The organism is Streptomyces sp. NPDC102259 (assembly GCF_044766465.1).
Taxonomy (GTDB): domain Bacteria; phylum Actinomycetota; class Actinomycetes; order Streptomycetales; family Streptomycetaceae; genus Streptomyces.
This window is the reverse complement of record NZ_JBIWMA010000010.1, coordinates 118,268-129,869: the sequence shown is the minus strand read 5'-3', so window position 1 is coordinate 129,869 and position 11,602 is coordinate 118,268. Positions and strand designations below refer to the sequence as shown.

Below are 11,602 nucleotides of genomic sequence, written 5' to 3'. Positions count from 1 at the left end.
CAGTTGTCGTAGACGCTCTGGAGCCGACTGTGGCCTTTGACACGGTCGGCTCCGGTGTTCATAACGTTTCGGCAGTGGAATCCACAGGTATCGACACGCGTCGCGGTCGCGTGGTCTCGCTGCGCACACGAAAGCCCCGCCTTTTGGCGGGGCTCGTTCTTTTTGACCGTTTTATCTGGGGCTTACATCACATCGAACCAGCGCTTTCTCATGTTTGGAAGAGCGCTGGTCGCCGTGCTGGAATGCCTGAACTGCCCAATAGTCAATGACGTACTCATGGTCGATGGCTGACCGGGCTCTGAGACACTGCGGCACGACGAAGGTGCCGACCGCCGAGAGGTTGTTGGTCGAGTGAGGCGAAGCAAGCAAAGTCCCGAGCCGGCGGCCCGGGGCAACTTCACCCCGCCGCCGCGCGGAGCGGCGCCCGCCCCTGTGCCCGGTTCGGAGCCGGCGTCCGCACCCGCGAAGAGCGGCGGCCGCCTCTCCCCGCGGAACTGGCGGGTGCCCACCCGGCTGAACGCGATCCTGCTCATACCCGTGATGGTCGGCCTGGTCATGGGCGGCTTCCAGGTGAAGAACTCGATCGACACCTGGCAGGAGGCCCGCGACGCCGAGAAGACGGCGAAGATCGTGGCCGCCGCCGGCGAGTACGCCGAGGCCCTGCTCAACGAGCGGGACATCAGCGCGCAGCCGCTGCTCCAGTCCAAGAAGGACGACTCGGACGTCAAGGCGGCCCGCGCCACCACCGACGCCAAGGCCACCGCCTTCCACGACGAGGTCGTCGGGATGCCGGACAAGGAAGGCCTCCAGCGCCGTCTGAAGCTGGTGGAGGCGGCCGAGCCGACCCTGGCCAAGATTCGCGCCGCCGCCTACACCAAGGCCCTGGACCCGGTGAAGACCGAAGAGGGCTACGTCGCGGTCGAGCACCTGCTGATGGAGTTCTCCAACGAACTCGGCCTCGGCACCGGCAACATCACCGCCTACGGCCGCACCGTCTACGCGGTCGCCCTGGCCAAGGGCGCCGAGTCCCTCCAGCGCGCCATCGGCATGCACCTGCTGGTCCGGCCCAGCCCCGACGAGACGATCTTCCGGCAGCAGCTCACCGCCTTCACCTCGTACGCCTACCTCGAGGGCATCGCCCAGCAGGAGTACGTCTCCGGTGGCACCACCGAGGACGCCGCGCGGCTCACCGAGGTCATGAAGGAGAAGACCGAGGAGGGCGCGCAGCAGGCCGCCGACGCGAAGGCCAAGGCCGACGCCGCGGGTGAGGACTTCACCGCCCCGCCGACCATGACCAAGATGATCCAGGCGATCAGCAGTGGTCAGTCTCCGGCACAGCTCGCCGAGAAGGGCGTCACCGCCGATGCCTGGATGGCGGCCTCGACGCTGAAGTTCGAGGGCTACAGCCAGGTCGAGAGCGAGCTCATCGACCGTGCGGTGACCGACGCCGGAGAGATCGCCTCCGACGCGCAGCAGGACGCCATCATCAACGGCGCCATCGTCATCATCGCCCTGCTCGCCGCGTTCATCGTCGCCAGTCTCATGGCCCGCCAGATGAGCCAGGCCATGCGCCAGCTGCGCAACGCCGCCTTCGGCATCGCCGAGCAGCGGCTGCCGATGCTGGTCGACCAGCTCTCGCGCACCGACCCGGGCCGGGTGGACACCCGCGTCCAGCCGATCCCCATCAACACCAGGGACGAGATCGGCGAAGTCGCCCGCGCCTTCGACCAGGTCCACCGCGAGGCCGTCCGACTGGCCGCCGAGCAGGCTCTGCTCCGGGGCAACATCAACGCGATCTTCACCAACCTCTCGCGCCGCAACCAGTCCCTGATCGAGGGCCAGCTGACCCTGATCACCGACCTGGAGAACAACGAGGCCGACCCGGACCAGCTGGAGCACCTCTTCCGCCTGGACCACCTCGCGACCCGTATGCGCCGCAACGGCGAGAACCTCCTGGTGCTCGCCGGCGAGGAGCCCGGCCGTCGCTGGGACCAGCCGGTCCCGCTGGTCGACGTGCTGCGCGCCGCCTCCTCCGAGGTGGAGCAGTACGAGCGCATCGAGCTGTCCGGCGTACCGGAGGCCGAGATCCACGGCCGTGCCGTGACCGACCTCGTGCACCTGCTCGCCGAGCTCCTGGAGAACGCCACGACGTTCTCCTCCCCGCAGACCAAGGTCCGCGTCACCGCGACCCGTCTCCCCGACGGCCGCGTGATGATCGAGATCCACGACAAGGGCATCGGCCTCACCGCCGAGGACTTCGCGGACATCAACCACAAGCTGGCCAACCCGCCGACGGTGGACGCCGCGATCTCGCAGCGCATGGGCCTGTTCGTGGTCGGCCGGCTGTCCGACCGGCACGGCATCCGCGTCCAGCTGCGCCCCTCGGGCGAGCAGGCCGGCACCACCTCGCTGGTCATGCTGCCGGACGCCATCACCCACGGTGGTGGCGGCGAGCAGCAGCAGCCGCGCGACGAGTTCACCGTCTCGCAGATCATCCCGGAGCAGAACTACGGCGGTGGCGGCGAGGACTTCAGCAACGGTCTGCCGATGCGCACCGCCGCGGAGCTGGGCTTCGACGACAGCCAGTACGAGGTCCCCGACGACATCCGCGACCTGGACCCGGTGGGCCGCTCGCTGATGCGCGAGGAGCGTCGTGCGGCCCTGGAGTCCCAGCCGGGCCAGCCGGGCCAGCAGCAGCCCGCCGAAGGCTTCGACGCGCCCCGTCAGCAGCAGCCGTACGGCGCCGGGCAGAACGGCTACGACCCCGCCCAGCAGGGTGCCGGGGCCGGCTACGACAGCGGTGCGACCGGGTACGCCGAGCAGCCGGCGGCGTTCGACCAGCAGACGTCGTACGAGGAGCAGCAGCGCCCGGCGTACGACGACCAGTACTTCGCGCCGAACGGCGGCGTGCCGCAGGGCGAGTCGTTCTCCGGCAACGGCGGCCTGCCGCAGAACGACGGCTTCGCGTCGAACGGCGGCTACCCGGACCCCGCGTATGCGGAGCCGGGCCAGGAGGACCGGACGGCCGCCCCCGCCGCCGCGTCCGAGGGCTTCCAGCCGTACCAGGAACAGCAGTCCTACCAGGACGACTGGCCCCAGCAGAACGGCCACACGAACGGTTACCAGAACAGCTACCCGGACCAGTACGCTCCGGAAGCGGAATCCGCGCAGGCCGCTGACGCGGGTGAGCAGAACCGCGTAGGCTTCGACCGTCCGGGACCGACCTCTTCCGCCTCCCACGCGCTGACCGACGCCGGTCTCCCCCGCCGCGGCTCCCCCGCGAGCGGTGCGAACGGCGCCCGGCCCGCGAAGCAGGAGCCGGCGGCCTCCCCCGCGGAGAGCAACGGCGGCGGCGACTCCTGGCGCTCGGCCAACGACGAGCGCTGGCAGCAGGCCTCCTCCCTGAAGAAGCCCAAGGCGGGCGGGGTCACCTCCTCCGGCCTGCCGCGGCGGGTGCCCAAGGCCAATCTGATCGAGGGCGCCGCCGAGAGCACCCCCCAGGGAGGCCCTCAGGTCTCCCGCGCCCCGGAGGACGTCCGAGGCAGGTTGAGCAACCTGCGTCGGGGCGTCCAGCGCGGACGCAGCGCAGGCAGCAGTGAAACGAACGGCCAGGGCCTCGGTCCTGACAGCACCTACAACCAGGAGCGTTAGTGTGAGCCCGATGAGCCAGGCGGCACAGAACCTGAACTGGGTGATCACCAACTTCGTGGACAACACCCCGGGGGTGTCCCACACCGTGGTGGTCTCCGCCGACGGACTCCTTCTGGCGATGTCCGAAGGCTTCCCCCGCGACCGGGCCGATCAGCTCGCGGCCGTGGCCTCCGGCCTGACGTCCCTGACGGCAGGCGCCTCCCGGATCTTCGAGGGCGGCAGCGTGAACCAGACGGTTGTGGAGATGGAGCGGGGATTCCTCTTCCTCATGTCCATCTCCGACGGTTCCTCCCTCGCGGTTCTCGCCCACCCCGAGGCGGACATCGGCCTCATTGGGTACGAGATGGCCCTTCTGGTGGACCGAGCCGGTTCGGTTCTGACCCCCGACCTTCGTGCGGAGCTCCAAGGGAGCCTCCTCAACTAACAAACGAACGGTGCGTTTTGGCGTCCCGAGGCCGTAGGGTTTCGGGACGCGGCTTCCACGTGATGGGTGCCAGGCACATCGGAGGAGGAGAGAGAGTGGCAACACCCCCAGGCGGATCGAATTCGGGCAACTGGTCGTACGGCCCTGCCCAGGGCCAAGGCGACGGTTCCCAGAACCCGAACCGTTACAACTTCCCCTCCGCGCCCAGCCAGCAGAGGCCGTACACGCCCCAGGGTCCGCAGGGTCCCGGGCCGTCCCCGTACGACCAGCCGTCGGCGCCGCGCATCCAGCCCGTACAGCCGCATCGCCGCACCCCGGAGCCGGCGCCCGCAGGGGCGTCGAACAACCCGCTGGTGCGTCCGTACGCCATGACCGGTGGCCGGACCCGCCCGCGTTACCAGCTCGCCATCGAGGCGCTGGTGCACACCACTGCGCAGCCGCACCAGATGCAGGGCCAACTGCCCGAGCATCAGCGGATCTGCAACCTCTGCCGAGAGATCAAGTCGGTCGCCGAGATCTCGGCGCTGCTGACCATCCCTCTCGGCGTGGCCAGGATCCTCGTCGCCGACTTGGCGGAGGCGGGACTGGTCGCCATCCATCAGCCCGGCGGCGACGAGAGCGCCGGCGGCCAGCCAGCCGTGACATTGCTCGAAAGGGTGCTCAGTGGACTTCGCAAGCTCTAGCGGAGGGCCTTCCCGCTCCACCACGTCCGCGAAGATCGTGGTGGCGGGCGGCTTCGGCGTGGGCAAGACCACGTTCGTCGGGGCCGTCTCGGAGATCAACCCGCTGCGCACCGAGGCCGTCATGACGTCCGCGTCCGCGGGGATCGACGACCTCACCCACACCGGGGACAAGACGACCACCACGGTCGCCATGGACTTCGGACGTATCACCCTGGACCAGGACCTGATCCTGTACCTCTTCGGTACGCCGGGCCAGGACCGCTTCTGGTTCATGTGGGACGACCTGGTGCGCGGCGCGATCGGCGCGATCGTGCTCGTGGACACCCGCCGTCTCGCCGACTGCTTCCCGGCCGTCGACTACTTCGAGAACAGCGGCCTGCCGTTCGTCGTCGCCCTCAACGGCTTCGACGGCTCGCAGCCCTACCAGCCGGACGAGGTCCGCGAGGCACTGCAGATCGGCCCCGACACCCCGATCATCACGACCGACGCCCGCCACCGCGCGGACGCCAAGTCGGCGCTGATCACGCTCGTGGAGCACGCGTTGATGGCTCGACTCCGGTAGCACCGGCAGCAGACAGCCGAAAGGCCCCCTCCGCCCGGAGGGGGCCTTCGCCGTTGTCGCGCCGACCGGGTGAGCGACCGCATACGGAAGGGCCCCTCTCGGACGAGAGGGGCCCTTCCGCGACGTGCGCGGGTCTCAGTGCCAACTGTGCGGGGCGCGGAAGCCGCCCTCGCGCTCCAGGCGGCGCCAGCCGGCCTTGGGGCGGCCTCGGTGGGTCTCGGTCGGGGACGACTGGGCGGCCGCGCGGGCCAGGAGGATCGCCGTGATGGCGGCGACTTCCTCGGGCTCGGCGTGGCCCTTCTCGACGCGGATGTCGGGAGCGTTCATGGGTGCAAGTCTCCGTGGATGAGGTTTCCGCAGGGGATCCGGTGGGTTACCCGTGGGGGTTGCCGGGTTACTGCGGGGGGTTGCCGTGCTTGCGCGAGGGCAGGTCCGCGTGCTTCGACTGGAGCATGGCCAGCGACTTGATGAGGACCTCACGGGTCTCGGCGGGGTCGATGACGTCGTCGACCAGGCCGCGTTCCGCCGCGTAGTACGGGTGCATCAGCTCGGACTTGTACTCCTTGACCATGCGGGCCCGCATGGCCTCGGGGTCCTCGGCCTCGGCGATCTGACGCCGGAAGATGACGTTGGCGGCACCTTCGGCGCCCATCACGGCGATCTCGTTCGTCGGCCAGGCGTAGGTGAGGTCGGCGCCGATGGACTGGCTGTCCATGACGATGTAGGCACCTCCGTAGGCCTTGCGCAGGATCAGGGAGATCCGCGGCACGGTCGCGTTGCAGTAGGCGTAGAGCAGCTTCGCTCCGTGCCTGATGATTCCGCCGTGCTCCTGGTCGACGCCCGGGAGGAATCCGGGGACGTCCAGGAAAGTGACGATCGGGATATTGAAAGCGTCACACATCTGGACAAAGCGCGCAGCTTTTTCGGATGCCTCGATGTCGAGGACACCGGCGAGGGCCTGCGGCTGGTTGGCCACGATGCCGACGACCTGGCCGTCGAGCCGGGCCAGCGCGCAGATGATGTTGCGGGCCCAGCGCTCGTGGATCTCCACGTACTCGCCGTCGTCGACGATCTCCTCGATGACCTTGGTCATGTCGTACGGACGGTTGCCGTCCGCCGGGACCAGGTCGAGCAGGACGTCGCCGCGGCGGTCGGCCGGGTCGGTGGACTCGGTGCGCGGGGGGTTCTCGCGGTTGTTCTGCGGGAGCAGCGAGAGGAGGTAGCGGACCTCCGCGATGCAGGTCTCCTCGTCGTCGTACGCGAAGTGGCAGACGCCGGAGGTCTCGGCGTGCACGTCCGCGCCGCCGAGGCCGTTCTGGCTGATCTCCTCGCCGGTGACGGCCTTGACCACGTCCGGCCCGGTGATGAACATCTGCGAGGTCTCGCGGACCATGAAGACGAAGTCGGTGAGGGCGGGGCTGTAGGCCGCGCCGCCCGCGCAGGGGCCCAGCATGACCGAGATCTGCGGGATCACCCCGCTCGCCCTGGTGTTGCGCTGGAAGATGCCGCCGTAGCCGGCGAGGGCGGAGACGCCCTCCTGGATACGGGCGCCGGCGCCGTCGTTGAGCGAGACCAGCGGGGCGCCGGCCGCGATGGCCATGTCCATGATCTTGTGGATCTTCGTGGCGTGGGCCTCGCCCAGCGCGCCGCCGAAGATGCGGAAGTCATGGGCGTAGACGAAGACCGTACGGCCCTCCACCGTGCCCCAGCCGGTGATCACACCGTCGGTGAACGGCTTCTTGGCCTCCAGGCCGAACCCGGTCGCCCGGTGCCGGCGCAGCTGCTCGACCTCCTGGAAGGACCCCGGGTCAAGGAGCAGCTCGATCCGCTCCCGGGCGGTCAGCTTGCCCTTGGCGTGCTGCGCCTGGGTCGCCTTCTCGCTCGGGCCGGCCAGCGCCTGGGCACGGATCTCGTGCAGCTCGGCCACGCGGCCGCGCGCATCCGTGGGTTCCGAAGGCACCGCGGTCGGCTCGCCCGTCGTCTCTTCCAAAACGGTCATGTAGTGACCTTACGAAGCCCACCAAGGAAAGAGGGACGTCGACTCCGTACAGTCTCCGGCGCGTTTTCCTGGTAGCCCTGAACAGAACCGGGCGGACATGCAGCCGTTCCGACTGCTCAGAGGGGCTGGGGCTTGTAGGGGTCGCACAAAGTCCGGGACTGAGACCCGCCTCACATTCCCGGCGTGCACATGCCCTCGCCGGAGTGAAACGGAGCGTCCGGACGGCGGTCCACGTCCGCCGGATTCCGGCGGCGGACACCCATGCGGCGAAGATGTTGAACATTGAACGGAATAGGTCTACGGTCGTTCCTGTTGACCTCGTTGAAGATTAAACATAATCGATCTTCCCGTCCCCAAGGAGCACGTCATGGGCATCTTCGGCCGCAAGAACACCGACGAGACCGCCACCGCCGTCACCACGGTGAACCCCGAGCTCGCCGCCCTGACCGGCGACTACACGATCGACCCCGCCCACTCGACGTTCGGCTTCGTCGCCCGCCACGCGATGGTCACGAACGTCAAGGGCAAGTTCAACGACTTCACCGGCTCGCTGCACCTGGACGGCGCCGACCCGTCGAAGTCCACCGCCTCCATCGACGTCACGATGGACAGCATCGACACCGGGTCCGCCGACCGCGACGGCCACCTGAAGAGCGCCGACTTCTTCAAGACCGACGAGTTCCCGACCATGACCTTCCGCTCCACCTCGACGGAGGCCCTGGGCGGCGAGGACTACCGGATCACCGGGGACCTGACCATCCTCGGCGTCACCAAGCCGCTCACCATCGACCTGGAGTTCAACGGCGCCGCCAAGGACCCGTTCGGCAACGAGCGCGTCGGCTTCGAGGGCAAGGCCGAGATCCTCCGCTCGGACTGGGGCCTGACCTGGAACGCGGCACTGGAGACGGGCGGCGTCCTGGTCTCGGACAAGATCAAGCTGAACTTCGACATCTCGGCGATCAAGAACGCGTAAGCGCTCGGCCGAATACGGTGGAAAACGTCGAATAGGGGTCGGAAGCGAAGAGCTCCCGACCCCTTCGCGTGTTCCATGTCACAGTCGCGAGGCATGAGCACCAGGACCGGACCCCAGCACTACCCCGGCGCGAACCGCGACCACTGGTACCAGGACGACTTCGGCGGCGACCCCATGGAGGTCAACGTCGTCGTCCTGCACACCACCGAGGGGCGTTCACTGCCCGACTACCAGGGCGGCTCGGCCGCGCCCAACCTGACGGCGGTGCCGGACTTCGCCGCCAGGAAACTGAAGTGGTACCAGCACTTCGAGATCGACGTCTCCTCACGCGCGCTGGTCAACAAGCGCGGCGGCGTCGAGACGAACACCCTGAACGTCTGCCAGGCGGAGCTCGTCGGCACCTGCGACCCCGACACGCACGCCAAGTGGAAGGCCCGCGACCAGGCCCACGTCTACTGGCCCAAGGCGCCGGAGTGGGCGCTGCGCGCCCTCGCCGAGTACCTGGCCTGGATGCACATCCACCACCGTGTCCCGCTGCGCGGACCGGCGCTCTGGCCCGCGTACCCGAAGTCCGCCGGGAACGGGGGCGGTCAGCGGATGGGCGCGGAGCGGTGGAACGCGTTCAAGGGGGTGTGCGGGCACATGCACGTACCGGAGAACGCGCACGGGGATCCGGGGGCGATCGACTTCGAGGGGCTGCTCGACTTCGCGAAGGCGGCGGTCCAGGACTGACGTCGCCTCCCCAGGCACTGGCGGCCGGCCGCGCCCCGGCGAGCGGCCGCCAGTCGGACGGGTGGAGCCGCCAAGGGGACGGGTGGGGCCGACGGTGGGCGAGTGGGGCCGGCGGCGGACGGAAGTGGCTGAATCAGCCCCCTTGTGTGAGGGCTTGCGGAGTTCTCATAATCCAGCAACAGATTTGACCTGACCATGCCAGCGCATGGACATCTCTTTGCGGTGCGCAACTTGCGTTGACATGCTCACGTCAAGCCAACCCCCCACGGAAGGCAGCACCTTGAAGAGACTCCTCACCGCGTTCAAGAGATTCGCCGCCGTCGGCGCGGCCGCCCTCGCGATCGCCAGCCTTCAGCCCCTCTCCTCCGCACAGGCCGCCCCCTCCCCCGTCGTCGGCGGAACCCGTGCCGCGCAGGGCGAGTTCCCGTTCATGGTCCGGCTCTCCATGGGCTGCGGCGGAGCGCTCTACACCCAGCAGATCGTGCTCACCGCCGCGCACTGCGTCAGCGGGACCGGCGCCAACACCAGCATCACCGCCACCGCCGGCGTCGTGGACCTCCAGTCCACCACCGGCCGGGTCCAGGTCAAGTCGACCTACGTGTACCGGGCCCCCGGCTACAACGGCAACGGCAAGGACTGGGCGCTCATCAAGCTCGCCTCGCCCATCACCACCCAGTCCACCCTGAAGATCGCCACCACCACGCAGTACAACACCGGCACCTTCACCATCGCCGGCTGGGGCTCGGCCAGCGAGGGCGGCGCCCAGCAGCGCTACCTGCTCAAGGCCACCGTGCCGTTCGTGAGCGACGCGACCTGTCGTGCGTACAGCGGCTACAGCGGCCTCGTCGCCAGTGACGAGATCTGCGCCGGATACGCGGCCGGCGGCACCGACACCTGCCAGGGCGACTCGGGCGGCCCGATGTTCCGCCGGGACTCCGCCAACGCCTGGGTCCAGGTCGGCATCGTGAGCTGGGGCATCGGCTGCGCCCGGGCCAACGCCCCCGGCGTCTACTCCGAGGTCTCCACCTTCGCCTCGGCCATCGCCTCGGCGGCGGCCTCGCTCTGACGCGCACCCATCCCGTGAACTGAACGGGAGTGCCTCGTACGACGTCCACGGGCCCGGCGCCGTCGCGCGCCGGGCCCGTGGCGAGTGAGGCACCGCCCCGAACCCGCGCGGCTGAACCACCGCACCGGGCCGGGCGTCAGAACCCGCCGCCGAAGTCGCCCCCGCCGCCCCCGCCGAAGTCCCCTCCCCCGCCGCCCCCGAAGCCGCCGAAGTCGCCGGGGTCGAAGTCGGCGCCGGAGACGTCGCCGCCCTCGTAACCCCCGCCGAAGTCGCCGTAGCCGGTGCCGTAGTCGGAGGCGTAGGACGGGGCGGCCATGATGCCGCCGAGCATCGTGCCGACGAGGAGGCCGGGCAGGATGCCGCCGCCGAAGTAGCCGCCCGCCCAGGGGCCGTAGGCGGGGCCGGCCTCCCAGTACGGGCGGCGGCCGTAGTCGCTGTCGACCTCGCGGATCACCGGGTCGCGGCCGTCGGCCAGGCGGGTCCCGTCCGCCGCGCAGACCGGGACCTCGCGGGTGGCCCCGCCGGGCGGCGTCCAGGTGGCGTCGGTGACCGAGGGGCCGTGGCGGGGATCGAAGAAGCACGGCGGCCGGCGTTCGGGCAACGGCCGTCCCGTACGGCGGGCGGCCAGCTGGGCGAGGGAGAAACGGCCGTCCTCCAGCGCCTGGGTGACGGCGCGGACGTCCTCGGGTCTCGTCGCGGCCGCCATGACCGACTTCGCCTGCTCGTAGGCGTCCAGGGCGCGTTCGTAGTCGGCGCGCATGGAGTCGTCGGCGCCCGGCTCCGAGGGATGGAAGTCCAGGCGGTCGAGCTCCTCGCCGAAGGCCGTGATGTCCTCGTCGACGACGACCCGCAGCCGCTCGAGGGCGGCCCGCTGCTCCGCCGCGTGCCGTCGGCGGTTGCGCCGTACGAGGGTGTAGGCGCCCGCCCCGCCCGCAACCAGCACCACCCCGGCCGTGATCAGCGCGGTGGACGAGATCCCGTCGCCGCCGCCCGAGGAGCTCCAGCTCTCGGGGGCCGAGCCGCCCATGTTGGCCAGGGCGCGGTCGGTGAAGTCGGTCAGCTGGGTCTTGGCGTCGTCCTCGCCCTGGACACTGGCGACCAGGTTGCGGACGGCCGTGCGGGACAGGACCGAGGAGTCGGCGCGGGCGTCGAAGCGGTCGCCGAGGCGGATCGCGTACAGGCCGGTCACGCCGGTGGCGGTGCGCAGGTCGGTGAAGAGGTCCGCCGTGGGGTAGCCGGCGGGCAGGACGGCGATGAACAGGGGCTTGTCAGCGCCCTCGATCTGCTGCTGGAGCGCGTGCGCGTCCGCCTGGGACAGCTGGGAGCTCGCCTCCGGATCGACGTAGAGGGGGCTCTCGCGCAGGGCCGCGGCGATCGTCGAGACGCCGGTGGCCGCGAAGGCGCGCGGGGCGCCCGCCGTCAGGACCGCCAGAGCGGTCAGGACGGCGAGCGCCAGTGCGATCAGCGGTCCGGCAGAGCTTCGGGCCGATAGAGCGACCTTCATACTTTGAA

General features: G+C 69.8%; 10 protein-coding genes. 7 read left to right on the top strand and 3 right to left on the bottom strand.

The features are described from left to right. The first annotated feature begins 351 nt into the window (after positions 1 to 351). The 4 genes from ACIRPU_RS23470 (at position 352) to ACIRPU_RS23455 (ending at position 5,320) form a co-directional block, all read left to right on the top strand. A complete protein-coding gene (locus ACIRPU_RS23470) occupies positions 352 to 3,651 on the top strand; it encodes a nitrate- and nitrite sensing domain-containing protein (RefSeq protein ID WP_403870383.1) in 3,300 nt (1,099 codons plus the stop codon). Positions 3,652 to 3,661: 10 nt separating this feature from the next. Next, positions 3,662 to 4,075, top strand: coding sequence for a roadblock/LC7 domain-containing protein (locus ACIRPU_RS23465; protein ID WP_037737006.1), 414 nt, complete (start codon positions 3,662 to 3,664; stop codon positions 4,073 to 4,075). Between the two features lie 95 nt (positions 4,076 to 4,170). Further along, positions 4,171 to 4,758 carry a DUF742 domain-containing protein gene (locus ACIRPU_RS23460; RefSeq protein WP_355705215.1) on the top strand — a complete coding sequence of 196 codons (588 nt, stop codon included), beginning with the start codon at positions 4,171 to 4,173 and terminating at the stop codon, positions 4,756 to 4,758. Continuing rightward, positions 4,739 to 5,320 carry an ATP/GTP-binding protein gene (locus tag ACIRPU_RS23455; protein ID WP_054239772.1) on the top strand — a complete coding sequence of 194 codons (582 nt, stop codon included), beginning with the start codon at positions 4,739 to 4,741 and terminating at the stop codon, positions 5,318 to 5,320. The genes ACIRPU_RS23460 and ACIRPU_RS23455 overlap by 20 nt, the downstream gene beginning before the upstream one ends. A gap of 135 nt (positions 5,321 to 5,455) precedes the next feature. Here ACIRPU_RS23455 and ACIRPU_RS23450 read toward each other — a convergent pair whose 3' ends face one another. Together ACIRPU_RS23450 and ACIRPU_RS23445 are read right to left on the bottom strand one after the other, a co-directional pair. After that, positions 5,456 to 5,647 (bottom strand): acyl-CoA carboxylase subunit epsilon, encoded by a 192-nt coding sequence (locus tag ACIRPU_RS23450; RefSeq protein WP_020131456.1) that lies wholly within the window; start codon positions 5,645 to 5,647, stop codon positions 5,456 to 5,458. A 67-nt stretch (positions 5,648 to 5,714) separates the two neighbouring features. Further along, positions 5,715 to 7,319, bottom strand: a complete 1,605-nt coding sequence (locus tag ACIRPU_RS23445; RefSeq protein ID WP_403870378.1) for an acyl-CoA carboxylase subunit beta — start codon at positions 7,317 to 7,319, stop codon at positions 5,715 to 5,717. 367 nt (positions 7,320 to 7,686) lie between these two features. On the opposite strand from ACIRPU_RS23445, the gene ACIRPU_RS23440 reads away from it, so the two are divergent. The 3 genes from ACIRPU_RS23440 (at position 7,687) to ACIRPU_RS23430 (ending at position 10,090) form a co-directional block, all read left to right on the top strand. Beyond that, positions 7,687 to 8,292: a YceI family protein gene (locus tag ACIRPU_RS23440; RefSeq protein ID WP_403870375.1), complete on the top strand. Its 606-nt coding sequence runs from the start codon at positions 7,687 to 7,689 to the stop codon at positions 8,290 to 8,292. A gap of 93 nt (positions 8,293 to 8,385) precedes the next feature. Further along, the gene (locus ACIRPU_RS23435; protein ID WP_355705218.1) at positions 8,386 to 9,024 is read left to right on the top strand and encodes a hypothetical protein; all 639 of its coding nucleotides are present in this window, start codon (positions 8,386 to 8,388) and stop codon (positions 9,022 to 9,024) included. 280 nt (positions 9,025 to 9,304) lie between these two features. Beyond that, positions 9,305 to 10,090 carry a S1 family peptidase gene (locus ACIRPU_RS23430; protein ID WP_403870372.1) on the top strand — a complete coding sequence of 262 codons (786 nt, stop codon included), beginning with the start codon at positions 9,305 to 9,307 and terminating at the stop codon, positions 10,088 to 10,090. A gap of 136 nt (positions 10,091 to 10,226) precedes the next feature. On the opposite strand, the gene ACIRPU_RS23425 is transcribed toward ACIRPU_RS23430, so the two are convergent. Next, positions 10,227 to 11,594, bottom strand: coding sequence for a hypothetical protein (locus tag ACIRPU_RS23425; protein WP_403870369.1), 1,368 nt, complete (start codon positions 11,592 to 11,594; stop codon positions 10,227 to 10,229). Positions 11,595 to 11,602 lie beyond the last annotated feature (8 nt).